General features: G+C 70.3%; 27 protein-coding genes and 1 tRNA gene. 10 read left to right on the top strand and 18 right to left on the bottom strand.

All coding sequences use genetic code 11. The features are described from left to right. Nucleotides 1–13 precede the first annotated feature (13 nt). The gene (locus ACWC0C_RS07075) at nucleotides 14–355 is read right to left on the bottom strand and encodes a hypothetical protein (protein WP_450862236.1); all 342 of its coding nucleotides are present in this window, start codon (nucleotides 353–355) and stop codon (nucleotides 14–16) included. Nucleotides 356–573: 218 nt separating this feature from the next. On the opposite strand from ACWC0C_RS07075, the gene ACWC0C_RS07070 reads away from it, so the two are divergent. From ACWC0C_RS07070 to ACWC0C_RS07055, 4 genes are all read left to right on the top strand, one after another. Continuing rightward, nucleotides 574–1,737: a tyrosine-type recombinase/integrase gene (locus ACWC0C_RS07070; RefSeq protein WP_450862234.1), complete on the top strand. Its 1,164-nt coding sequence runs from the start codon at nucleotides 574–576 to the stop codon at nucleotides 1,735–1,737. Between the two features lie 218 nt (nucleotides 1,738–1,955). Continuing rightward, nucleotides 1,956–2,333, top strand: a complete 378-nt coding sequence (locus ACWC0C_RS07065; protein WP_450862232.1) for a hypothetical protein — start codon at nucleotides 1,956–1,958, stop codon at nucleotides 2,331–2,333. Next, nucleotides 2,326–3,174 (top strand): terminase large subunit domain-containing protein, encoded by an 849-nt coding sequence (locus ACWC0C_RS07060; protein WP_450862230.1) that lies wholly within the window; start codon nucleotides 2,326–2,328, stop codon nucleotides 3,172–3,174. The genes ACWC0C_RS07065 and ACWC0C_RS07060 overlap by 8 nt, the downstream gene beginning before the upstream one ends. Before the next feature lie 3 nt (nucleotides 3,175–3,177). Continuing rightward, a complete protein-coding gene (locus tag ACWC0C_RS07055; RefSeq protein ID WP_450862228.1) occupies nucleotides 3,178–4,311 on the top strand; it encodes a hypothetical protein in 1,134 nt (377 codons plus the stop codon). A 233-nt stretch (nucleotides 4,312–4,544) separates the two neighbouring features. Here ACWC0C_RS07055 and ACWC0C_RS07050 read toward each other — a convergent pair whose 3' ends face one another. The 12 genes from ACWC0C_RS07050 to ACWC0C_RS06995 all read right to left on the bottom strand — a co-directional run bounded on the left by ACWC0C_RS07050 (nucleotide 4,545) and on the right by ACWC0C_RS06995 (nucleotide 10,162). Next, on the bottom strand, nucleotides 4,545–4,700 hold the full coding sequence (locus ACWC0C_RS07050; RefSeq protein ID WP_450862283.1) for a DUF6953 family protein: 156 nt from the start codon (nucleotides 4,698–4,700) through the stop codon (nucleotides 4,545–4,547). Further along, on the bottom strand, nucleotides 4,697–4,822 hold the full coding sequence (locus ACWC0C_RS07045; protein WP_450862286.1) for a hypothetical protein: 126 nt from the start codon (nucleotides 4,820–4,822) through the stop codon (nucleotides 4,697–4,699). Before ACWC0C_RS07045 ends, ACWC0C_RS07050 begins: the two co-directional genes overlap by 4 nt. 108 nt (nucleotides 4,823–4,930) lie before the next feature. Further along, complete coding sequence (locus ACWC0C_RS07040) at nucleotides 4,931–5,218, bottom strand: hypothetical protein (RefSeq protein WP_450862226.1); 288 nt, start codon at nucleotides 5,216–5,218, stop codon at nucleotides 4,931–4,933. A 121-nt stretch (nucleotides 5,219–5,339) separates the two neighbouring features. Continuing rightward, a complete protein-coding gene (locus tag ACWC0C_RS07035) occupies nucleotides 5,340–5,531 on the bottom strand; it encodes a hypothetical protein (RefSeq protein WP_450862224.1) in 192 nt (63 codons plus the stop codon). A gap of 96 nt (nucleotides 5,532–5,627) precedes the next feature. Beyond that, entirely contained in the window at nucleotides 5,628–5,963 is a 336-nt protein-coding gene (locus ACWC0C_RS07030) for a hypothetical protein (RefSeq protein WP_450862222.1), read from the bottom strand. 152 nt (nucleotides 5,964–6,115) lie between these two features. Beyond that, the gene (locus ACWC0C_RS07025) at nucleotides 6,116–6,910 is read right to left on the bottom strand and encodes a hypothetical protein (protein WP_450862220.1); all 795 of its coding nucleotides are present in this window, start codon (nucleotides 6,908–6,910) and stop codon (nucleotides 6,116–6,118) included. Further along, the gene (locus ACWC0C_RS07020) at nucleotides 6,900–7,400 is read right to left on the bottom strand and encodes a hypothetical protein (protein WP_450862218.1); all 501 of its coding nucleotides are present in this window, start codon (nucleotides 7,398–7,400) and stop codon (nucleotides 6,900–6,902) included. Before ACWC0C_RS07020 ends, ACWC0C_RS07025 begins: the two co-directional genes overlap by 11 nt. Next, the gene (locus ACWC0C_RS07015; RefSeq protein WP_450862216.1) at nucleotides 7,400–7,894 is read right to left on the bottom strand and encodes a hypothetical protein; all 495 of its coding nucleotides are present in this window, start codon (nucleotides 7,892–7,894) and stop codon (nucleotides 7,400–7,402) included. Before ACWC0C_RS07015 ends, ACWC0C_RS07020 begins: the two co-directional genes overlap by 1 nt. 317 nt (nucleotides 7,895–8,211) lie before the next feature. Then, complete coding sequence (locus tag ACWC0C_RS07010; protein ID WP_450862281.1) at nucleotides 8,212–9,678, bottom strand: DUF2637 domain-containing protein; 1,467 nt, start codon at nucleotides 9,676–9,678, stop codon at nucleotides 8,212–8,214. A gap of 75 nt (nucleotides 9,679–9,753) precedes the next feature. Beyond that, a tRNA-Leu gene (locus ACWC0C_RS07005) sits at nucleotides 9,754–9,831 on the bottom strand. Between the two features lie 47 nt (nucleotides 9,832–9,878). Beyond that, the gene (locus ACWC0C_RS07000) at nucleotides 9,879–10,031 is read right to left on the bottom strand and encodes a hypothetical protein (protein ID WP_450862215.1); all 153 of its coding nucleotides are present in this window, start codon (nucleotides 10,029–10,031) and stop codon (nucleotides 9,879–9,881) included. Continuing rightward, nucleotides 10,031–10,162, bottom strand: a complete 132-nt coding sequence (locus ACWC0C_RS06995; RefSeq protein WP_450862214.1) for a hypothetical protein — start codon at nucleotides 10,160–10,162, stop codon at nucleotides 10,031–10,033. The genes ACWC0C_RS07000 and ACWC0C_RS06995 overlap by 1 nt, the downstream gene beginning before the upstream one ends. A gap of 513 nt (nucleotides 10,163–10,675) precedes the next feature. Between ACWC0C_RS06995 and ACWC0C_RS06990 the strand changes: the two genes are divergently transcribed. After that, nucleotides 10,676–11,083 carry a hypothetical protein gene (locus ACWC0C_RS06990; protein ID WP_450862213.1) on the top strand — a complete coding sequence of 136 codons (408 nt, stop codon included), beginning with the start codon at nucleotides 10,676–10,678 and terminating at the stop codon, nucleotides 11,081–11,083. 67 nt (nucleotides 11,084–11,150) lie between these two features. Here ACWC0C_RS06990 and ACWC0C_RS06985 read toward each other — a convergent pair whose 3' ends face one another. From ACWC0C_RS06985 to ACWC0C_RS06975, 3 genes are read right to left on the bottom strand one after another with little or no spacing between them, the layout of a single operon-like run. Then, nucleotides 11,151–11,420, bottom strand: a complete 270-nt coding sequence (locus ACWC0C_RS06985) for a hypothetical protein (protein ID WP_450862212.1) — start codon at nucleotides 11,418–11,420, stop codon at nucleotides 11,151–11,153. A 19-nt stretch (nucleotides 11,421–11,439) separates the two neighbouring features. Next, a complete protein-coding gene (locus ACWC0C_RS06980; RefSeq protein WP_450862210.1) occupies nucleotides 11,440–11,691 on the bottom strand; it encodes a hypothetical protein in 252 nt (83 codons plus the stop codon). A 19-nt stretch (nucleotides 11,692–11,710) separates the two neighbouring features. Continuing rightward, complete coding sequence (locus ACWC0C_RS06975; RefSeq protein WP_450862208.1) at nucleotides 11,711–13,441, bottom strand: hypothetical protein; 1,731 nt, start codon at nucleotides 13,439–13,441, stop codon at nucleotides 11,711–11,713. 561 nt (nucleotides 13,442–14,002) lie between these two features. Between ACWC0C_RS06975 and ACWC0C_RS06970 the strand changes: the two genes are divergently transcribed. The 3 genes from ACWC0C_RS06970 to ACWC0C_RS06960 are packed head-to-tail and all read left to right on the top strand — an operon-like array spanning nucleotide 14,003 to nucleotide 16,933. Beyond that, nucleotides 14,003–15,478, top strand: a complete 1,476-nt coding sequence (locus ACWC0C_RS06970; RefSeq protein WP_450862206.1) for an amino acid permease — start codon at nucleotides 14,003–14,005, stop codon at nucleotides 15,476–15,478. A gap of 52 nt (nucleotides 15,479–15,530) precedes the next feature. Beyond that, nucleotides 15,531–16,019 (top strand): macro domain-containing protein, encoded by a 489-nt coding sequence (locus ACWC0C_RS06965; RefSeq protein WP_450862205.1) that lies wholly within the window; start codon nucleotides 15,531–15,533, stop codon nucleotides 16,017–16,019. Then, nucleotides 16,016–16,933, top strand: a complete 918-nt coding sequence (locus ACWC0C_RS06960; protein WP_450862203.1) for an adenosine kinase — start codon at nucleotides 16,016–16,018, stop codon at nucleotides 16,931–16,933. The genes ACWC0C_RS06965 and ACWC0C_RS06960 overlap by 4 nt, the downstream gene beginning before the upstream one ends. Before the next feature lie 12 nt (nucleotides 16,934–16,945). Here ACWC0C_RS06960 and ACWC0C_RS06955 read toward each other — a convergent pair whose 3' ends face one another. Beyond that, nucleotides 16,946–18,448: a M1 family metallopeptidase gene (locus ACWC0C_RS06955; protein WP_450862201.1), complete on the bottom strand. Its 1,503-nt coding sequence runs from the start codon at nucleotides 18,446–18,448 to the stop codon at nucleotides 16,946–16,948. 198 nt (nucleotides 18,449–18,646) lie between these two features. On the opposite strand from ACWC0C_RS06955, the gene ACWC0C_RS06950 reads away from it, so the two are divergent. Further along, nucleotides 18,647–20,626 carry a Xaa-Pro dipeptidyl-peptidase gene (locus ACWC0C_RS06950; RefSeq protein ID WP_450862200.1) on the top strand — a complete coding sequence of 660 codons (1,980 nt, stop codon included), beginning with the start codon at nucleotides 18,647–18,649 and terminating at the stop codon, nucleotides 20,624–20,626. Between the two features lie 147 nt (nucleotides 20,627–20,773). On the opposite strand, the gene ACWC0C_RS06945 is transcribed toward ACWC0C_RS06950, so the two are convergent. Continuing rightward, nucleotides 20,774–21,688, bottom strand: coding sequence for an FAD-dependent oxidoreductase (locus tag ACWC0C_RS06945; protein WP_450862279.1), 915 nt, complete (start codon nucleotides 21,686–21,688; stop codon nucleotides 20,774–20,776). 101 nt (nucleotides 21,689–21,789) lie between these two features. Here ACWC0C_RS06945 and ACWC0C_RS06940 point away from each other — a divergent pair, with 101 nt between their 5' ends. After that, entirely contained in the window at nucleotides 21,790–22,821 is a 1,032-nt protein-coding gene (locus ACWC0C_RS06940) for an oxidoreductase (protein WP_450862198.1), read from the top strand. Nucleotides 22,822–22,845 lie beyond the last annotated feature (24 nt).

The raw sequence follows: 22,845 nt of genomic DNA, 5'->3' as shown, positions 1-22,845 counted from the left end.
GTCGGGGGGCTCGTTAGGCGGCTGCGGGGTAGTTGAGTGGCACCAGAGCCACGATGGCGCGGTCGTAGCGCGGGTCTGCGACCAGGGCGGCCGTGGGACCCTTGGGGTCCTCGCACCGCCTGACAATCTCTGACCGGGATCGACGGGCGGCGTCGGCGGAATAGGTATCGGTGGCGATCGGGTGCTGCTTGCGCACCGCCTCGAACTCGGCCGGAGGCATCAGCTTGCAGGTGGGGCGTCCGCGGTCGGTCACGATCTGCGTCACGCCGGCGCGAGCGGGCAGCACGACCGACTTCGTCCACTCAGTGTTGATCTTGCTGATGGGGACGGTCGGCGGTTCCTGGGTCTCGGGCATGGCGGCCACTCTACGAATAGAGCGAATGGAGCGCAAGCCCTCGGAGTGGCGCCCATCGGTCACCCATTCGGCCGCGTGACGCTTTGATCTTGTCTGATCTGCGCTTTTCATGGGTGGTGGCCGCTCGAAGCCCCGTTTCGTCACTGGCGAGAGGGATTGTCATGTACGGGATGACTGAGGGCGGCGGGGAATGTCGGGATCCCGTGACCTTCTCTGCCGTGAGCGGCCACGTCCAGGAGGCCATTAGCCCGGACGGCTTCGCAGAGCACCTGGCCGCCCAGGGCTACCGCTCCGAGACGATCCGCACCTACCGGCGGCACGTGACGGACTGGATCGCGTACGCGCATCAACGGCGGTTCGACGTCCTCGGGCCGCCGCTTGATGAGGTGGCCTGGTACATCAACGTCCGGCACGCCAAGAACCCTGACGGCCTGCGGATCCTCAAGCCCTCTGCCGGACTGCGCCGTACCCGTCGGCAGGCTCTTGCCGCGTACGGGATCTATCTGCGGTACATCGGCCTGTCGCAGGGATACCCGACGTCCCTGGTTCGGCTGGAGCGGGCGAAGGTGCGCGAGGTGGCATCGGCGCGGACGCTGCGGCCGGACGAGATCGCGGCCGTCTTGGAGGCGTCACGCGGCTTCGGGATGGGCGCGTACACCGTAATGCGGCTGTTGTGCGACCTGGGACCGCGTGCTCATGAGATGGCGAAGGCGCGGCGCCGGTCGTGGGTTCCGTGGAATGCCCCGCCGCTTCTCCAGCTCGGCGACGAGGGCCGCGGCTCGCTCTCGCGGCGAGAGGTCGATCCCTCCACGGCAAGCGCGCTGAGCGAATACCTGCAATGGCTCGATGCGGTGATGCCGAGAGTGGACCGCAGCCGGGAGGCGCCGCTTCTGCTGTTGCCGGTGAGGCAGTGGGATACGCCGATCCCGTTGACAGAAAGGCGGCTTGAGCGTCTGGTGCTGAAGGTCGTTCGGGCCTCCGGGGTTGATCCCGAGGGGGTGTGTCCGCGCGCGTTCCGGTGTGCGTGGATCCGTCAGGCGCTGGCCGCGTTCCCCCTGGCCGAGGTGTCGCGGGCGATCGGGCACCGGCACATCACGAGCACGCTCAGGTATTGCCCGGCTGGAACGGTTCCGGTGTTCGGCGCGGCGGCTCAGGTACGCGAAGTGTGCGGCGGGTCGGTGACGCGGGGCGTCCTTCTGATGCGGGCGCTCGACGGCGGCGAGGAGCAGCCGGCGCTTATGGAGCTGTGGCGGCGCAAGGAAAAGGTCGCACGGCTTCAGACAGAGTCGCGGCTTCTGCGTGATCTCGAAGGGACTCAGGCGCATATCGAGGCGCTTGAGCGTGAGATCGCCGACTTGCGGGCCCGGGTGGGGGCGGCGTGATGGGGCGGCGCCAGGACGTCACGCCGGGGTGTCTGGTGTGTCCGCGCCGGTCTCGGGGGGCGATCGAGCGGGACCTAGAAACGGGCCGGTTCACGGTTGCCGGCGCCGCGGCGGCGTATGCGGTGCCGGAGGGTGATCTTCTTCGGCATATCGAGCAGTGCGGGGCCACGGTGTGGGACGCGGGCCGGGCCGGGCCGATGGACTCGCCACAGTCGATCATGGCGACAGTTCAGTACGTCAGCCGGGCCCTTCTGGACGAGGTGGAGTCGGCGGCCGGTAAGCCGCTCAACTTGACGCGGGCGGCCGACAGCCTCTTTCGGTACCTGGAACTTAGGGCGCGGGTGCTGGGGCTGCTCAACCAGGACCAGGCGGGCGCGAACGTGGGGGCGTTGCTGGCGGTGGAGTCGTTCCAGGTCTTTGCCCAGGCTGTGAGCACGGAGCTTGGGGATCAGCCGCCGGAGGTGCGGGAACGGCTTCTTCGGGCGTTGGAGTCGGCTGAGCCGGGGCCGGAGGTGCCGCCGCCGGTTCCGGGCTACGTGGGGTCGTCTGCGCCGGCGTGGGTGCGTGCCGAGCAGGGCGGGGGCAGTGATGGATAACCGGCGGCTGCTTCGGTGGCTGATCGATCCGGCCGCGATGATGCGGGATTCCGGGGCCGAACCGGACCCGTACCAGTGCGAGGTGTTGCGGGAGACACCTCAGCCCGGGTTCCGCGGGTTGCTCTTGAGCTGTCGCCAGGCCGGAAAGTCCACCGTGCTGGCCTCGTTGGCATTGTGGTGGGCGTTGTTCCGGCCTCGGTATGACTGTCTGATCTTGTCGCCGACCCAGAGGCAGGCATCGGAGATCATCCAGAAGATCAGGGTGTTGTGTCAGGTGCTCGGGGTGCCGTTGTCGGCGGATGCGGCTACGAAGGTGGTTGTCGCGGGTTCTGGGGGCCGGGTCATCGCGCTTGCGGCGTCGGGGTCGATCCGTGGCATGACGGGCGGGTTGATCTTGGTGGACGAAGGCGCATTCGTGCCGGATTCAGCTATCCAGGCGGGGGTGTTGCCGATGCTTTCGGCGGTACCTGGCGGGGGATCGTTCCTGTCGGCCACCACTCCTTTTGGCCCGCGTGGCTGGTTCCACGCCTGGTGGGTGTCGGACTCGGACCGCTACCGGCGGTGGAAAGTCGACTGGACCACGGTTCCGCGGATCACGCAGGAGTATCACGACGAGTACAAGGCGCGGGTTCCTCGGTTCGTGTACGCGTCTGAGCTGCTGGTGGAGTTCGCCGAGTCCGGCGGTGGCATCTACGCGCCCGAGCTGATCGAAGCCATGTTCGTGAAGCGCGAAGAGTTCCCGTTCTTTATGCCGAAGCCTGCGCCGGCGCCATGGGACCGAACCGAGACAAGTGGGGCTGCGGTGTCGTCGGCACCGTGGGCGTCCGCGTTGGGAGAGTGACCAGTGACCGGAAACGAGACTGGCGAGCGGCCTGACCGATACGTGATGGTGGTGGACCGGGGGTCGGGTACGCGGCCGACAGGGATTCTGCTGGCCGCTGTCTACGGCGAGGCGCACGAAGAGGGCGCCATGGTCGTGGTGTTCGACATGGCGGAGGCTGACGCCACCCTGACCGGCAAGCAGGTGGGCCGGAACATTGCCGATTCGATCTGCGAGCAGATGGATCCGGGTATTCCACTGAGTCTGATGATCGGCACGACGGTAGGCGGGATGAAGCCGGTGAAGTGGGTAGTCCTTCCGGCTGTCCGACGTCGGCTGAGGGACATTCAGGCGTGGGCGCAAGGCGAAGGGCGCGAGGACATCGCGCGGCGTGCCGGGGAGGAGTTCACGCACGATCTGTACTGCGCGAATGTTGCCGGTGCTCCGCGTGACGTCGGACGGAAGATCACGGTTCATCAGCGGGTCGGGGAGCTGACCACGGCTCTGGAGCTGGGGCGGCTGCGGATCCTCGGGGACGTGCCGCTGTTCGAGGACGTGACGAACGCGTTGCGCTCGTTCGATCCGGGCGAGCGGTCGAAGGAGGGCAAAGATCTCTGGGACTCGGGGAGTCGGGAGGGGATCATCACGGCCTTGACGGTGGTGTCGATGGCGCACGCTCCAGCCCGGGTGTTCCATGCGCGCACGGACGCACAGGGGCGAGTGCGGATGGTCAACGTGGTGAGTCCTGACAGCGGGTACGGGACGGCTCCGGCGGCGTATGTGGCCGGGGATGGGGTGTTCGGCGTGGACGGCACCGTACCGGGGCGCGGCGCGTTCGGGATGCGAGCTGATCATCTGACCGGCCTGGTGCCGGGTGACGTCTCCTCGGGGAGCCGGTTGAAGGCGTTGGGGCGGGCGGTGACCTCGTGGCGGAACGGGACGGGGGCGGTCACGGCGGACGGCGGGGAGGAATCGGATGCGCTGCGCCGGTCGGTGCAGCGGGCCCGGGATCATGTGGCGGCCGGATTCCCCCTGCCGGTGAAGACGCCGACGTATGCGGGGCAGGGTGAACCGTGGGGCGCTGCGGGGGGCGTGACGACGGGGTTGAACGAGGCGACGGCGGCATACGAAGAACGCCGGTCGACGGGGCAGCGATGATCGGGCTTCGGTGGCTGCGGCGTGTGCTGCGCGGCGGGCCGCGTGAAGAGGGGCCTGTGATCGAGCCGGTGGCGTTCGCGCCGGCTAGTCCTGCGCCGCCGACGGCACGCGTGGTCGTCCCGGATCACGTCTGGGGAGAGAGCGGGACGCGCCTGGGAGCCCGGTACCACGCATCACCGTACGGAGATGACGAAGCGGGAGTCTGGTTCCGGTGGTGAGGCAGCATGTGCGGCCTAGTCCACTTGCCTGCCCTCGGGGTCGGAGGGCTTGCGCAGTCGCCAGCATCGCCAAGTCCGGTCCCATACGACCGTTTCGGCACTGATCCGGCGGAAGGCGGTCAGGACCGGTCGGCTGATCGCCCGGTTGCCTTTGTCGTTGAAGTAGGTCAGATCGGCGTCGAAGTGCCGTGCGAGGTGTTCGGCGGCGTCCTCCTGTCCAGCTCGCGGGAAGGCTTGTTGTTGATCTGCGCCAGCATCCACTGTGCTGCGGCTTCCGCGTCTGTATCGCTCATGGGCCGACGGTATCGATCAGTTGTCCCGTCGTGACGATGCCGCGTCGATCCGGACATGCGGAAGGCCCGCACCCCCTTGAGTGTGGGTGCGGGCCTTCGTGATGCGGGTCAGTCAGTGGGGAGCCAGCGGGCGCGCTCGGAGGCGAGGGCGGCGACGGGGTCCGGTGGCAGGAAGCCGACCGGCATGCGCACTGGCCAGCCCTTACGGATCACGACGTGGTACTCGACCGCGCCCGCGAACTCCTCGGACGGCTGGACGAGTCCGATCACCTTGCCGGCGTGGAGGACGTCCACACGCCCCGCGGCGGGGCGCCAGGTGATACCGCTGCGGGCCCACTCGTCCACGATTTCCGGGCCGGAAGCGGGTGCGGGGACCGGGCTCGGGATGCTGGCCACCTTGACCGGCGGTCCGGCGGTGCAGGGGCAGCGTCCTCGCCCCATAGCCCCCAGGGCCCCCACTGGCCCGGTCCGCTCGCGCCGAGGACCGGCGCACCCTTCGCGCGATGTGGGCCGGGGATCACTGCTGCCCCCACAGGACCCGGGCGCGCATCGCGAGGCAGAGCCGCGCCCGCCAGTACGCGGCGTCATCTGCCGGCGGGATCTCACGGCCGTGGGTGGTGGCCATCATGCGCGCGTCGGCCAGGGCCTGGACGTCGGCGGCGCGGCCGAGGAGATCGAGGGCCGCGCACCGGTCAGGGGGTTGAGGCATGGCGGGGGTGTCCTTCCGCGTGGGTGGTGATGGTGCACCGCCGCACTGACACCCGGCCCGCGCTCCGGAGTGGGGGGCGCGGGCAGCCGTGGCGGGTCAGTGGGCCGGTGGGAGTGGAGCTGTTGCCCGGGTCAGGGCCTCTTCGGCGAGTTCGAGGTAGCCGGCGGCTTCGCGGTATGCGGGGTCTCGGTGAGCAAGGTCATCGACCTCCAGGCGGGCGCGGTGGGTGAGTTCCGCTGGTCCGTCGAAGGGGTCGGGGGTTCCGTTCCGCTTCTGCACGAGGGCTTTGATCGCGTAGTGACTGGCGACGGCGGCCACGGTGGCGCAGGTGCCGACGGCGGGATGGATGAGCCACAGGCCTCCGATGGCGGCGCCTATGGCGGCGTAGATGGCGAGGGCCTTCGCCTTGCCGATGTCCAACAGGTCTTCCAACGGGTCCTCCTCAACGCGGTGTTGAGGGGAGGGTGTCACGTTGAGGCGCTGGCCGGGAGCCCCTTTCGGCGGTGGGCCGAAAGGGGCGGTAGGCGGTAGGTAGGCGCAGGGGGTAGGCCGTTGACCTGCCGGTTTGTGTCTACCGGTGGTGGCTACCGGTCGGCAGGGGAGGGGGTAGGAGAGGGGTCAGGAGAGGGGTTGTTGATCTTGGAGAGGTTGACGGTGTGGGGGTCGGGTGTGAGGTCGTTGACGAGGTTGGAGGGCAGGCGCGGGGCGTGGCCGAGGGCTTTGGTCAGCTCGTCGGCGCGTACGCCTCGCTGGTTGACCTGGCGGCCGTTGATGGTCATCTTCAGCTGTTCGGCGACCGGGATTTTCGCGGCGAGGAGTTCCACGTGGAGGTCGCGGAGCTGATGCTTTGTGGGGTCTTCCACTTGCGGGTGTATGCGCCGGTAGAGGTCGGCAAGGTGGATGCCGGAGCGTCCGGCGGCGACGGCTTCGGCTACGGCGTGTTCGGTGGCTTCGGTGACGTCGGTGGTGCTGGTCTCCCCCGCCGGTTTTTCTTGATCGTTTTCGGTGGGGTCCTTCGGCTGGCCGCCGTTGGCCAGTGCGGCCAGGACGAAGGTGCCGGCGCCGATGGCGGCGAGCGGATGCCACAGGTAGGCGGCTCCGGCGGCCAGGGCCAGCGGGAGCCACCGGAACGAGGGTTCCTCGGCGACCCATGCGACCGTGCGTCGGCCGAGTTCGATGCCGCCCCGGATGATCCGGCCGAGGACGGCTATCGCGACGTCGAGACTCCGGGCGCCGATCCAGGTCAGGCCGTCGGCGATGACCTGCGGAGCTCCCCGGAACAGTTCGCGGATCTCGCGGAAGGCGGAGGGACCGCGCTCGGCGGCGGCCTCCTCCGGGATCTCTTCCGCTGTCTCCTCGGGCTGGGTGTCAGGCTGCATGGAAGAGGTGTCCGATCGTGTGCAGGCCAGCGCTGTTGACCAGGGGGATCAGGGTGTATCCGCCGATGAGCGGGCCGACGCCGATGCCGCCCCAGACGCCGCCCTGAATGTCCTTCAGGGCCGGTTTCTTGATCTTCTTCCAGCCGCCGATCAGGGCGGCGATGGCGAGGATCAGCAGGGTCGCTCCCCACTGGTCCAGGACGCCGAAGGCGGCACCGGTGCGGGCTGTGGCGGTGTGGGCGCCCGTGACGCCGGTCAAGGTCGCGTTACCGATCTGCTCCTGACCCTGGGCGCCGAGGTGCCAGGCCCAGCCGATCAGGCCGCCGGTGCAGGCGGAGGCGACGATCGACAGGGCGACACCGACGGCCAGCGGGATCAGCTCCTTCCAGTTGCGTTTCCCGGGGGCGGTGCCTGCCCACCAGCGGCCGAGGCGCCATGCGAGGTACGCGGCTCCGGCGATGAACATGCCGAGGCTGACGGAGTGGGTCATCAGTGGACTCCTGTGCCGAGGTTGACGATGCCGAGGCCGACGGGCAGGCAGAGAGCGGTGCCGGTGAGGGTGGCCCAGCGCAGGACGCGGGAGAGGATCCGGCGGATGACGAAGGTGAGTTTCCCGGCGGGCCGGGCGGCCTGGAGGTCGCCGGGGTCGATGTTCCAGGCGAGGACGATCCCGGCGACGGACACGACCCCGGCCACGATCTGGGCTCCCCGGTCCTCGCTGGTGATGCCGAGAACGATGAGCAGGTGGGTCCACGACGTGGTGAGGGTGCCCCACGAGCTGAACGGGCAGAACCAGCCGAGCAGTGCGCAGGTGGCGGACTTCGCGAACGCGGTGCCGGCGCCGTCCTCGAACCATCCGCGGTCGCGTTCGGGCTGCTCGGCCGGTTCGGGCGCGGGGTAGAAGTAGACCGGCTCGACCGGCGCATACGGCCGGGGCTGCTGCTGGGCGCGCCACCAGTCGGGAGACTCGTGCGCGTCAGCCACGACGGCCGTCCGGGGTGCGCGTCCAGGCGCCGGGGCGGCACATGGCGGCGATCATGAGGGCGTGTACGCGGCGCTCGTCGGCGCCGGGGCACGTCTGCATGGCGTTCTCCTCGGGGGTCGGGTTCCCACGCCCCCGCTCGGCGAGCGGCCCAAGGTCGCGCGTGTACGCGCGGGTGAGAGTACGTGCGTTCGAATGCGTGGCGCTAGAGCTGTGCGAGATCATGTCTGCGCTCCTGTCGCTGTCATGGCTGGGGCAGCGCACCCCGGGCCGGGCCTCGACAACTCGGGCCCGGGGTGCGCGTGACGGGTCGCGCCGGTCAGTCGCTGACCGCGCGGAGTTGCGCCCGCTTCTGCTCGGCGAGGCGCTCGGCGTGACGGTCGATGGCGTTGCGCACCGTGCCGTCGGAGACGTTGAACCGTGCGGCCAGCGTCCGGAATGACGGCTGCGGATCCTCGTTGCGCGCCGCGTAGATCTGCGCGTCGAACTGCTCTTGTTGCGCGCCGGTCCTTCGTGCTGCGCGCTGCGCAGTTGTGCTTGCCTCGTTGCGCGCTGCTCGGGTCTGCTTGGGGCGTTCCGTCTTCGTGGTGCGCGGCTTGCGGTGGGAGGGGGGCTTACGCGGGGTGTCCTGCTGGTCTGTCGATTTGTCGGCAGGGTTCGGCGCGGGCTGCTCGCCTTCCTCTTGCTCGCCGTTGCGCGCGTCCTGCTCGCCCGGGGGCTGCTCGTCCTGTGCACGCTGCGCAGGTTCTTCGGCGGCCTCCTGCGCACTGGGCTGCGCGCCTTGCTGCGCAGCTTCCGACGGCTCATCCTGCGCATTGGGTTGCGCGGGGTCGGGGTGCGTAGCCGGGTGCGTAGTTGCGCGCCGGGCGCCGGTGCGCAGGGTGGGCCAGGGAAGGTCTTCGGGGCCGGGGTGCGCATGCCGTGCGGGCGGCGGGGTGGCGGCCGGGAGAGCGGCCGGACGGTCGGCGGGGCGGGGGGCTGTTATCCCGATCGCGGTGTCCGCGTGCCGGTCGAGTCCGCTCGGGTCGGCATCTGCCGGCGCTTCGACCGCGGGGGTGCGCACGGGCTCGCCGGGGTAGGTGGCGCGGCCGGTCCATGAGGTGGGGTCGATCCCGGCCGCCGCGAGACCGGCGGGGGCGGTCTGGGCGAGGGGTACGCCGTGGCGGGCCAGGCGGAGCGGCATCACGGATTCGACGGGTGCCTTCCGGCGCCAGGCGCGGCCGAACCGGGAGCGTAGGAGGGCCTGGTACACGAGCCGCTCTTGTTCCAGTTTGATGATCTGTTCGTAGGAACGGACCTCCCACATCTGCATCTTGCGCCACAGGCGGAAGGTGGGGAACGGGGAGAGGAGCCAGCGGGCGACGCGGACGCCTTCCATGTGCTTGTCGGCGGTGATGTCGGCGATCCGGCCGATGGCGTGCCGGGAGGCCTCTACCGCGACGACGAACAGGACGGGGATGACCGCGTGCATGCCGACGCCGAGGGGATCGGGCCAGGCGGCGGCACCATTGAAGGCGATGGTCGCCATGGTGAGGAGCCACGCGACGTGACGCAGGAGCGGGAAAGGGATCCGGATCCACGTCAGAAGGAGATCCAGGGCCAGGAGGACGACGATCCCGGCGTCGATGCCGACGGGGAACACATAGGCGAACGTCCCGAAGCCCTCGGTGACGGCGAGGGCCTTGACTGCGTGATAGGAGCCGTAGAAGCCGATCCCGGCGATGATCGTGACGCCGGTGACGACGGCGGCGGCGATCCAGCGGATGGGGCCGGTGAGCTGGGGGATGTGGGGTGGTGGCTTTCGGTGTGTCACGGGTCGGGCTCCTGGTACTGCCGGGTTGGGGTGGGGGTGGATCGGAGGTCCTCCCGGCCGGACTTGAACCGGCACGTACGCGTCGCCTTCTAAGGGGCGGCGGCCTCTGCATTGGGCTACGGGAGGGAAAGGGGGCGCCCCGGCGTTGCGGCCGGGGCGCCGTGGGGCGGGGGTTACTGGGACTTGGGCCAGCGCGCGGGGCGCTTGTGGCCGGTGGGGTTGGTGCCCGCGGATCGGGTCCAGACGCCGCCCTTGTCGAGGGCGCGGAGGGCTGCGGCTTCGCGGACCTTGGTCGTCTTGCTGCGGCGTTTGCCGATGCCGAGCATCAGCCGTCCATCCGGCCGTTGCGCTGGGCGGGGGCGGGGACCGGCTTGCCCTCGACGGGCTTCCTGCGCGACTCGGCGAGCCTGTCATTCAGCTTCTGCTGTCCGCTCTGTGACTTCGCTCCCCAGGCCATCAGTGGGCCCCCCGCTGCTGCTCGATGTGCTCGATCTGCTTGCGGGCGGCCTCGGTGGCTTCGGCCGACTTCTCGACTCGGGCCATGCGCCGACGGACGTCTTCGATATGGTTCTGCATGCTTCGCTCCAGGTGACTCGCTGTCTGGCTGGTGCGTGGTGCTTGTTGGCCCTGCCGGTGTGTCCGCACTGGCGGGGCCGCTCCTTTTCCCGGTGTCTTCCGCCGTGGTGGCCGGTGGCTATGCCGAGATGTGCCGTTAATCAGGCGTTACGCCCTGTTTGGTGTGGTCTTTCGACCTACATGTGAGCCTCCTTTCTCCCCGCGCTTCCGGATGCCGTCCGGGAGGTGTCGGGGTGACCTCGTCCGCTGTTGAGTTCTCAAGAAACAGAGCCTTGGGCGCCAACTGCTCGCCCAGGTCACGCCGTTGGAGTCCCTTTGCGGGGTTCCTCCGGCGTTATGAACCTTACGATGTCGGAAGGTTCATTGGCAACAACCTTACGACGCCGTACACTCCGTGACCATGACCACCGATTCGCCGGCGCCGGAAAGCGCCCCGTATGCGCGGACGCTTCCGGTGCACCAGCTCCGGACCTCATGGCAGGCCTGTGTACGTGCGGCTGAGATGGGCGCGCACCAGCTTGTGACGTACCGAGGCGCCGAACGCTGTGCCCTGGTGCCGCACCGGTGGTACATGCAGGCCCGCAAAGCGGTCGCGGCGCCAGAGGCAACCGTGATGCCGTCGGCGCCTGCCCGTGACGGCATCTCTGGTGTCACGCGTGACGTTGCGGCCGGTGCCCATGTGCTGGTCACGGTGGACGGATACGAGCGGCTTGCCGTGGTGCCCGTCCAGTGGCGCGCGGAAGCCGTGGCGGCCGTCCCTCCCGAACCACTGAGCGGTGATCTGCCTCCGCTGAAGTCCTGACCGGGCCCCCGCTGAGCGGGGGCCTTCGTCGTTCCGGGGCCTATGCCCGCAGAATTGCCGGCGCGGTTCACGCGTCGTCCTGGTCGTGGACGTACCAGACGGACCGGAGCTGGCCTCTGCTGTGCTGGTGTTCGTTCCTGACCATGCGTTCCCGTACCTCCGGGCAGGCGGTGAGGCGCTGGAACAGGGCTTGCATGAGGGACGGCCCGACGCGGTCCACGCTGGCAACAAGACGGCCGATCTCCGTGGTGGTCGCCCCTGGGCCGAGCTGGGTGACGGCGGCGATCAATGCGGTGTCGGGGACGTGGGCGAGGGGTCGGCCGGTCCGGGCGGGCATCGTGGTGTCTCCTCTCGGGTCAGGCGGCCGTGCGGCCGGTCAGGGTGGCGCTGATCTTGACGGCGCGGGCGGAGTAGGAGCAGGTCGGGCACGGGTCGCGGTGGGCGCGGACGGTTGCCCAGGTGGCGGAGATGTTCTTCCGGCCGCATCTGACGCAGTCGCAGGGCCACGGGTCGTCGTCGCGGCCGGGGTGGGGGCCGTGCGGTATGAGTCCGGCAGCGCGCATGCGGGCGGTGACGCGCGCAAGGTCGCGGGCGGTGAGGCGGGGCATGGTGGGGTCTCCTTCGGTGTCAGGCGATGCGGGTTGCCGTGGTCGGTTCGGGTGGTTCGGGGTGGTGGCTGTCCCAGGTGCGCATGTGGTGTGCGAGCCAGGCGCTCAGGGCGACGCCGGTGAAGCCGCGTTCGGTGAGATCGGTGTGGATGGCGTCGCGGGCCTGGTCTCGGGCGGTCTGCCATGCGGTGTGGCGCTGGTGGGCGACATCGAGTGCCGCGCGGCGGGCGGCGGAGGCTGGGGCTTCGGCTGCGAGGCGGGCGGCGACGGCGGCGCAGGCGGCGGCGGGGTCGATGCCGTCGGCGAGGCGCTCGCGCCGGTCGTGTTCGGCCTGGTCGCGGGCGGCGCTTTCCTGGCGGACGGTGAGGGCGCGGGCGGGGAGCTGGGCGCGGAGCCAGCCGAGGGGGTTGGTGATGTAGCTGCGTCCGGCGCCGGGGTCGGTGAGGGTCATGGGTGCGAAGCGGCCGGTCAGGCGTTCAGCGAGGCTGACGGCGTCCCATTGCCACATGTCCAGGCATGCGGCGACGTCACGGGCGGCGGTGTCCTGCTGGCCGGGGGTCATAGCCTCGAACAGGCCGGGCAGCGCGGCGCGGATCTCGGTGGGGATGTGCTGGAGATGCGGGGCGGGGGTCTTTGTCTCCGCCCGGAGGGCGCCGGGCCCCTTCGCGCGCTCGTGCGCATAGCCGCCGTCGTGGCTCAGCCTCGATGCGCCTTCGGCGGAAGAACCACGAGAGACCTCAGCCTGACCATCAAGATCAGCCTTAGATGCGTGTACTGCGTGGTACTCCTCCGTCCAGTACGGGGGCTCAATCTCGGGGTTACCGGCGTCCTGGGTGCCTGTGACCTGGGTGTTTCCGGTGCCTTCGGGGGAGCTACCCCTAACCTCCGCTGAGTACGGGGGCCGAAAATCCGGCTTCACGGCTTCGAGGCGGGCGGTGCGGTGGGCGGCGGCCGGGATACGCAGGAGGGTGCGGCCGGTCGCGCCGGTCGCCGCGTCGGTGACGTCCTCGCGGGTGAAGTCGGCCTCTTCGAGACGGCCGAGCACCTTGGCGGCGCCGTCCGCGCTCATGCGCAGGAGCGGGGCCAGGGTGGCGGCGTTGCGGCCCTGGTGGTGGTCGAGGTGGCCGCCGGTCATGCGTACGGTGCCGTCCAGGCGGGCCCTGAGGACCAGGTGGAGGGCGGCGAGGCGTTCGGTGGTGGCACCGCGGCCGGTCCGGGCGGCGAGCAATCCGCCGGCGGGATCGGTGATCGTGGTCAGGAGCCGGTGGAAGACGGCCAGCTCCGGGCGGCCGAGCCGGGCAAGGGGATGGCGGCGGCTGGGGTTGGGGACGATCAGGCGGATGTCGACGCCGACGACTTCCCGGCCGCCGTCCTCGGTGGTCTGGTAGCGCCTGCGGGTCTCCAGGGCGCCCGCCTTGCGGCCTTCGGCGAGGAGCTTTTCCGTGGCGCTGGGGGAGAGGCCCAGGTGACGGGCGAGGAACGGGGCGTCGGTGCGTACCCATCGGTCACCGTCGGCGGGAGTCTTCGCCAGGACGAGCGCCGCGAGGGCCCGGGTGCCGGTGCCGCACCGGGCTGCGGGGCCTTCGAGAGTGAGCCAGTCGACAGCGTCACGAATTCGCTGTTGAGTGTGATGGTGGAGGCGTTCGAATACCCGAGTGCCGGAATTGCCGGATTCCGTATTGGTCCGGGCGGCCGGAATTCTCGCTCGGTCGGTGAGGCCGACTTGATTAACGGCCCATTGATCGGGCACGCTTAGGGCGTTGGCGGTCAAGGTGAGTGGTCGATTCACTCGCCGGATCACCGAGGGTGTTGGTAGCACCCGAGGAACCCGGAAACGGGCGGTCCCCGCCACGAGGCTCGATGGCCCGTCTGAGCGTTGGTCTGCCGGAACTTCCGATCCCGGCGGTTGACGAGTGCTCAGGCGGGCCTCGCCGCGTCTAGGCGAGGGTTTCCGCAGCCCGGCATGATCGCCGAGGCATGGGCGGGACCTTGCCCCTCAACTCCCGCTCAGTGCAAGCCCCGTGTCTCCTGGCCGTACAGTCCGTGACAGTCCGGCACAGTCCCTCGTTTGTCTCTACGCACGCCGTAGCGCGGTCTCACCATGGGTGTAAAACCTCGGGTGAACGTCGTGTGGCCCCTGAGTGGATCGTGTGAGAAGTAACGCTGTGTGACATGGGCCACCGCGTACCGGCGGATCTTTCTGGGAAGCTGCTGCACTGGTCTGTGCCGCGACCCGACAGGGTGGTGCGGGCCGAGACCTGCACGACCCCCGGGCCCACAAGGTCCGGGCGCACCAGGAAGTGGTACCCCCGTGAGCAAGGACGCCGTGGAATCGGCACAGGCCGTCACCAGCCCCCAGACGGCCCAGACGCCCGCGGACGCGGGCGACGCCGGTTACAGCAAGGACCTCAAGGCCCGCCACGTCAACATGATCGCCATCGGTGGCGCCATCGGCACCGGACTCCTCCTGGGCGCCGGCGGCCGACTGCACAACGCGGGCCCGGCGCTCGCCCTGGCCTACCTGGTCTGCGGCGTCTTCGCCTTCTTCGTCGTCCGGGCCCTGGGCGAGCTGGTCCTGTACCGGCCGTCGTCCGGGTCCTTCGTGTCCTACGCACGCGAGTTCCTCGGCGAGAAGGGCGCCTACGTCGCCGGCTGGATGTACTTCCTGAACTGGTCGACGACCGGCATCGCCGACATCACCGCGATCGCGCTCTACACGCACTACTGGAGCATGTTCACCACCATTCCCCAGTGGGTGCTCGCCCTGATCGCCCTCGCGGTGGTCCTGGCGGTGAACCTGATCTCGGTGAAGATCTTCGGCGAGATGGAGTTCTGGTTCGCGATCATCAAGGTCGCCACCATCGTCGGCTTCATGCTGATCGGCATCTTCCTGCTCGCCACCCAGCACAAGGTCGGCGGCCACACCCCCGGCCTGAGCGTCATCAACGACCACGGCGGCCTCTTCCCGCACGGCGCGATGCCGGTCGTCCTGGTCATGCAGGGCGTGATCTTCGCCTACGCCGCCCTGGAGCTGGTCGGTGTGGCGGCCGGCGAGACCGCCGAGCCCGAGAAGGTCGTCCCGCGCGCGGTGAACTCGATCATGTGGCGTGTCGGCCTGTTCTACGTCGGCTCGGTCGTGCTGCTCGCCCTGCTGCTGCCCGGCTCGGTGTACTCCGCCGACCAGAGCCCGTTCGTGACCGTGCTGTCCAAGATCGGCGTTCCGGCGGCCGGTGACGTGATGAACCTCGTCGTGCTGACCGCCGCCATGTCCTCGCTGAACTCCGGCCTGTACTCCACCGGCCGCATCCTGCGCTCCATGGCCATGGCGGGCTCCGCCCCGAAGTTCACCGCCCGCATGAACCGCAGCCAGGTGCCCTACGGCGGCATCCTGCTGACCTGCGCGGTCTGTGTGCTCGGCGTCGGCCTGAACTACCTGATGCCCAGCCAGGCCTTCGAGATCGTGCTGAACGTGGCCTCCCTCGGCATCATCAGCACCTGGGTGATCATCATGATCTGCCACATGGTCTTCGTCCGCCGCGCCCGCGCCGGCCTGGCGACCCGGCCGCACTTCCAGCTGAAGTTCAGCCCGGTCACCGAGATCGCCACGATCGTGTTCCTGCTGGTCTGCCTCGGCATGATGTGGAACGACCCCGAAGTCGGCCGGAAGACGATCCTGCTGATTCCGGTGATCGCCGTCATGCTGGTCGCCGGCTGGTTCGGCGTGCGCCGCCGGGTGTCGAAGAACACCGACCGGGAGCTGTCGGAGATGTCGCGCTCCACGAACTAGCGGCTGAGGAGGACTCAGCGGCACTGTCAGTGGCATCACCTACGGTGGCGTCATGTCGGAGATCATGTATGTCCGGGGTGACGCCACCGTGCCGTCGGTCAAGGGCACCAAGGTCATCGCCCATGTCTGCAACGACATCGGAGGCTGGGGGAAGGGCTTCGTCCTCGCGCTCTCGCGCCGCTGGCCGGAGCCGGAGCGGGCCTACCGCGCCTGGCACCGCGACCGCGCGCACAACGACTTCGCGCTGGGCGCGGTCCAACTGGTCCGTGTCGAGCCGTACGTGTGGGTCGCCAACATGGTCGGCCAGCGCGGCATCCGCAGGGGCAGCAAGGGTGTCCCCGTCCGCTACGAGGCGATCGACACCGCCCTCGCCCGCCTCGCCGACGAAGTGACCGAACTCGGCGCGTCCGTGCACATGCCCCGCATAGGCTGCGGCCTGGCGGGCGGCACATGGTCCCGCATAGAGCCGCTCATCACCGAGCGACTGGTGAAGCGGGCGATCCCCGTGACGGTCTACGACCACGGAGAGGGCGGCGGATGAGTGCACACACCCCCGCGACGGACGTCCTGGTGCTGGGCGGAGCCGGCGTGGACACGATCATCCCGGTCCCCGCACTGCCCCTCCCGTACGCCGACAGCTACATGATCGACTCCGGGATCCGCACCCGGGCCGGGCAGACCGGCGACTTCGTCGCGCTGGGCCTTACCGCACTCGGCCTGCGCACCCACCACCTCGACCTCGTCGGCGACGACCCCGAGGGCGACCTGGTCCGCGCCCTGCACCGCGAGCACGGCATCGGACTGACCGCCCTCCCACAGCCCGCCGGCACCAGGCGGGCGGTCAACCTCGTCGGCCCGGACGGCCGCCGTCTGTCCCTCTACGACACCAGCCGCGCCCGCCCCGGCGATCGCTTCCCGCCGCAGACGCTGCGCACGCTGGCCGGGGCGAGCCGGCATGTGCACGTGACGATCACCCAGCCCTGCGCCGAGGCCCTGCCGGTGCTGACCGCGATGGGCGTACCCCTGTCCACGGATCTGCACGACTGGGACGGGGAGAACGGATACCACGAACCGTTCGCGTACGCGGCGGACGTCGTCTTCCTGTCGGCCGCCGCGCTGACCGACCCCGAGCGGACCATGCGGCGCATCGCCGAGCAGGGCCGCGCCGGCACCGTCGTCGCCACCGCGGGCGCCGAGGGCGCGTATCTGCTGGCCGACGGGGAGCTGACCCGGGTGCCCGCGGCGCTGCCGCCCGCGCCGGTGGTCGACTCCAACGGCGCGGGCGACGCCTTCGTCGCCGCGTTCCTGTACGGCCGGCTCAGCGGCGAGCCGCCCGAGACCTGCGCGCGCTACGGCGCGGTCGCGGGCGCGTACGCCTGCACGGTCCCGGCCTCCCGAGCGGAGTCGATAGGCCGGGACGAACTGCTCGGGCGGACGGCCGGGCCGAGACCTTAGGCCGCCCCCGGGTCAGTGCCCGTGCGCGTCGTGGATGTCGTTCGTCGCCTCGATCCTCTTCCACGACTTCGGCTGGGCCACCGCCGTGTCCGCCTTCGCCAGGGACGCGGCGCGGGCCGCCGGCGCGGCCGGCTTCGACGGCTGGAACAGCCAGGTGTCGAAGAACGCCGCGAGGGGCTTGCCGGACACCTGCTCGGCGTACCTCTGGAAGTCGGCCACCGAGGCGTTGCCGTAGGCGTGCTCCTGCGGCCAGCCCTTCAGGACCCGGAAGAACGCGTCGTCACCGATCTCGTTGCGCAGCGCCTGGATGGCGAGCGCTCCGCGGTCGTAGACGGCGATGTCGAACTGGCCGTCCGGGCCCGGGTCGCCGGGCTTGACCGTCCAGAACGCGTCGTCGGCCGGGTGGGAGTTGTACACATAGTCGGCGAGTTCCTGCGTCGTGCCCTCGCCCTCGTGCTCCGACCACAGCCACTGCGCGTACCGGGCGAAGCCCTCGTTGATCCAGATGTCCTTCCAGCCCTTCAGCGACACGTCGTCGCCGTACCACTGGTGGGCCAGCTCGTGCACGACCACCGAGGTGTTGGAGCCGTTCGCGAACTGCTTGGGGCTGTAGTAGACGCGGGTCTGGGTCTCCAGCGCGTACCCGGTGGTGGTGTTCGGCACGTATCCGCCGGCGGTGCTGAACGGATACGGTCCGAAGTAGCCGCTCAGCCAGTCGACGATCTCCCCGGTGCGCTCCACGCTCGCCCGCGCGGCCCCGTCGGTGTCGCCGAGGTCCTTGCTGTAGGCGTTGATGATGGGCACCCCGCCGTCGGAGGTGCCGGTCGTGATGTCGAACTTGCCGATGGCGAGGGTGGCCAGATAGGTCGCCTGCGGCTTGTTCTGGCGCCAGTTGTAGCGGGTCCAGCCCAGCTTCGAACTGGTCGACTGGAGTGTGCCGTTGGAGATGGCCTGGGTGCCGTCCGGCACGGCCACCGACACGTCGTAGGTGGCCTTGTCACTCGGATGGTCGTTGCTCGGGAACCACCACCAGGCGGCCTCGGGCTCGTCGGCCGCGATCGCGCCGTCGGGCGTGCGGTGCCAGGTGCTGAAGCCGTACGCGCTCTTCGCCGACGGCACCCCGCCGTAGCGGACGACGACGGTGATCGGCGTGCCCTTGGCCAGCGGGGTCTTCGGCGTGACGACCAGCTCGTGCTGCCCGGAGGTGGTGAAGGAGGCCTTGGCGCCGTTGACCCGTACCTCGCTCACGTTCAGCAGGAAGTCCAGGTCGAAGCTGGACAGGTCCTGCGTGGTCTTCGCCAGGATCGTCGCCGTGCCCTGCAGCTGGTCCGTCGTCGGCTGGTACTGCAGCCTCAGGTCGTAGTGGGAGACGTCGTAGCCGCCGTTGCCGTAGTCGGGGTAGTAGGGGTCGCCGATGCCCGGCGCGCCGGGGGAGTAGCTCGCGGCCGATGCCGGGATCGCCAGCAGGAGGGAGGCCGCCGCGAGTGCGCCCGGCGCGATGATTCTGCGGTGCACGTCAGCTCCAAGTCGTCGGGACGTCAGGTCCGTTCGGAAGGTCCTTCGGTGGACTGTGTTCGGAGCCTATTCAGTCCCTTTGGCCCCTGACCTGTCCATGGTCCCCGCTGTCACACGATCGCCATTCAGCCGACATGAGCACGCGGATCGCCGTAAAGCCCCCTTCTGCACGGGAGTTCACCGGAGTACCGTCCGCGCATGCCGATTCGCACTCTCATCCGCACGCGCTTCACGATCTGGAGAGCGCTCGCGACCGTGGTCGCCGCCATCCTGACGGCCGCGTTCCTCACCCCGTCCGCCGCGCAGGCCGCCACCCGCGAGAGCCGGCCCACCCGCGAGAGCCGGCCCGTCTACTCCTACGCCCACGCCGTCCGCGAGTCCGTATGGGTGGACACGGGGCTCGACGCGGACGGCGACGGCAAGGCCGACCGCGTCGCCGCCGACATCGTCCGGCCCGCCGAACCCGCCCGCCAGGGCCGCAAGGTGCCCGTCATCATGGACGCCAGCCCCTACTACTCCTGCTGCGGACGCGGCAACGAGAGCCAGGTCAAGACGTACGACACGCAGGGGCATGTCGTCCAGATGCCGCTGTTCTACGACAACTACTTCGTGCCCCGCGGCTACGCTTTCGTCGGCGTCGACCTCGCCGGCACCAACCGCTCCGACGGCTGCGTCGACGTCGGCGGCCGCTCCGACATCCAGTCCGCGAAGGCCGTCATCGACTGGCTGAACGGCCGCGCCACGGCGTACACGAGCCGCACCGGCGCACAGACCGTCAAAGCCACCTGGACCAACGGCGAGACGGGCATGATCGGCAAGAGCTGGGACGGCACGATCGCCAACGGCGTCGCCGCCACCGGCGTCAAGGGCCTGAAGACCATCGTCCCGATCAGCGGCATCTCCTCCTGGTACGACTACTACTTCGCGCAGGGCGCCCCGCTGTACGACGGCGGCCCCGACGAACTGGCCGGTTACGTCGAGAGCGATGGGGCGAAGGCCCACTGCGCGGCCGTACAGAGGAAACTCGCCGACGGCAGCCCGCGCAGCGGCGACTGGACCCCGCTGTGGACCGAGCGGGACTACGTCAAGGACGCGGCCAAGGTGCGCGCCAGCGTGTTCCTGGTACACGGTATGCAGGACCTCAACGTCCGCACCAAGCACTTCGGCCAGTGGTGGGACGCCCTCGCCCGGCACGGCGTGCAGCGCAAGATCTGGCTGTCCCAGACCGGGCACGTCGACCCCTTCGACTACCGGCGCGGCGCCTGGGTCGACACCCTGCACCGCTGGTTCGACCACGAACTCCTCGGCTACGACAACGGCATCGACCGCGAGCCGATGGCCGACATCGAACGCCACCCCGACCAGTGGGTCACCTCCCGCGTCTGGCCGCCGCAGACCACCCGTACCACCGTTGTGCACCCGGCCCCCGGCACCCAGGCCGGCGTCGGCACGCTCGGCCTGCGCCCGGGCACCGGCACCGAGACCTTCACCGACGACCCGAAGCTGACCGAGACCGACTGGGCCGCGCACCTGACCACGCCCACCTCCGAGAAGGCCGGCTTCCTCACCTCGCCGCTCACCCATGACCTGCGCCTGTCCGGCTCCTCCACGGTGACGGTCACCGCCACCCCGACCACCACCTCGGCCCACCTGTCCGCCGTCCTGGTCGACCTCGGCCCGGACACGATCCGCGACTACGCGGACGCCGCGGAGGGCATCACCACCCTCACCGACCGCACCTGCTGGGGGGAGAGCACGGCCGGGGACAGCGCCTGCTTCAAGGCGACCGAGGCCAAGACGGCCAAGGTCGACTACACCGTGTTCAGCCGCGGCTGGGCCGACCTCGGCCACTACGCCTCCCTCACCAAGGGCGTCCCGCTCACACCGGGCAAGGCGTACACGATGACCCTTCGTCTCGCGGCAACCGACCATGTCGTCCCCAAGGGGCACCGGCTGGCCCTGATCATCGCGGGCACGGACAAGGACCTCATCGACCCGCCGTCCACGAAGCCGGCCCTCACGGTGTCCCTGTCGGGTACGACGGCCGACCTCCCGCTGGTCGGCGGTGCGTCCGCGTTCGCCCGCGCCACGTCCGGCAGCGCGGCGACGGCGCCCGCGCCCGGCACGCTGGAGGGGGTCCGCGCACCCCACGCGGCCCGGCACATCCCGTTGAACTGACGGGGGTGCGCCGTGGGCGGTATCTGACCGTCGCCGGGTGCGGGTCCGTCGTGGCTGACCGCGCAGTTCCCCGCGCCCCTCAGGGGGCTGCCGTGCCGTCGGCTTCGACGGCGCAGCAGCCCCCCGCAAGCGCGGGCAAGCGCCCCTTCAGGCGGCCGGGAACGCCAGCCCGGCCGCCTCCCGCGCGCACCCCCACGCCACCGTGACCCCGGCCCCGCCGTGGCCGTAGTTGTGCACCAGTACGCGGCCGTCCGGCAGCGCCCGGCGTTCCAGCCGTACCGCGTCCCGGGCCGGACGCAGGCCCACCCGGTGGGCGAGGACCCGCGCGCCGGCGATCTCCGGGCGGACCCGCGCACACCGGGCCACGATCGCCGCGGCCGTGGCCGGGTCCGGCTCCAGGGACCAGTCGTCCTCCTCCGCCGTACCGCCGAGCAGCAGTCCGCCCGGCTGGGGGATGAAATACGTGGAGTCGGCGCAGGAGTGGTCGACGGAGGTGAACCAGGTCGTGATCCCCGGGTTCTCCACGACCACCAGTAGCCCGCGCACCGGACGTACCGCCGGGTCCGGCACCAGCGAACGCGCGCCCAGACCCGTGCAGTTGACCACGACCGGTGCCGGCACGGCGGCGAGGTCGGTCACCTCGTGCGCCTCCACCACGCCTTGGGCCTTCGCGAGCCGCTCGCGCAGCCACGCCAGATACACCGGCATGTCGATCACCGGCAGCCGCGCCGCAAGACCGCCGGCCACGGGCCGCAGCCCGGCGACCCGGCCCGCCCAGTCGCCCAGTTCGTCCAGCCGCATCCCGCGGTGTACGCCGTCGACCAGGCGTACGCCCGTCTCCTCCGGCCGGTCCGCCAGCTCCTCGTACCGGGCGAGGGACTCGAGCGCCCAGGCACCGACCAGCTGTTCGGGCTCGATGCGGTACGGCCACCACAGGCCGCCGGCGACCGCCGAGGTCGTATGCCCGGCGGGCTCCCGCGCCCACACCCGTACCCGGCGCCCGGACTCCGCCAGCACCACGGCCGTCGTCAGCCCGGCGACCCCGCTCCCGACCACGATCACTTCGTCACTCGGCTCGCTGTCCACGCCAGGACGATAGGCCTTGTCCGGACGACTCTGTCATGCTGCGCTCACATCCGTGCCGGTGTGGGGATACTCACAACATGTCTGCCGCATACGCGACCTTCGGCCTGGCACCGGCGATCCGCGCCGGCGGTGTGTTCGCCGACGGCGGCTACCAGGTTCACCGCGACTTCGTGGACTTCGTGGTGGACGGCCGTCCGCTGCTGTTCCGGCTGTCCGACCTGGACGCCGTCTCCCCGCTCGCCTCGGACATCCCGCCCGCCATCTTCACCGAGCAGGTGCGCGCGCTGCTGCTGGAGGCGGATCCTCCGCTCCCGGACGGCCGGTTCGTCATCTACGGCTGCCCCGAGTGCGCGGACCTGGCCTGTGGAGCGGTCACTGCCGTCATCGAGCGCGACGGCGAGGACTACATCTGGCGGGACTTCGCCTGGCAGACGGACGAGCACGCCGACCTGGAGCTCAACGGCTACCACGGCATAGGGCCCTTCCGCTTCCAGGGCGCCGAGTACCGCACGGCACTCGGCGCCCTGATGGAGGGCTCCGCCGCGCCCCGCCGGCGGGTGCTGCTGATCGGCGCCCGGGTCGCGGTCCTGGCCAGGCTGGCCGCCGCGCTGCGCACCATCGGCATCGGTGCCGACATCACCCAGGACGCCCGGGCCGTCCCCGCCGAGGAACTGCGCGGCTACGGCGCGGTCGCCTTCGGCCGCGCGGTCGGCGAGCCGGAGCGCGCCGCCGTACTGCAGGCCTTCGAGCGCGCCGGCGTCGAGGTGGCCCGGGTGGACGGCCTGGCCCCGATCGTGCCGCTGCTCGTCGCCCAGATCGAGCACGCCCTGGACCGCAGCCCGCTCCCGCGGCGCCGGCTCACCGCACTGGCCGCCGGCAAGGACGCCGCGGACGTCGAGGTGACCTCCGCGTGCCGGGTACGGATCACCGCGTACCGCCTCGACCGGCTCTACCGCACCCACACCCGCGAGCTGTTCGACGGCGTCCTGGAACCCGGCCGGCACCGCCTCCCGCTGGACCCGCGGGCGGTCAAGGGGGAGGCGTACGTCGTCGCCCGCACGACCGGTGGCGTGCTCGCGGCACCTGTCACCGGCGGAAAGGGCGGCTGAGACACGGGTGCCGGGCCATTAGGA

The sequence above is a fragment of the Streptomyces sp. NPDC001709 genome, from assembly GCF_053596375.1.
Note: the sequence above shows the minus strand (reverse complement) of the source record. Positions and strands in the feature narration are given on the sequence as shown.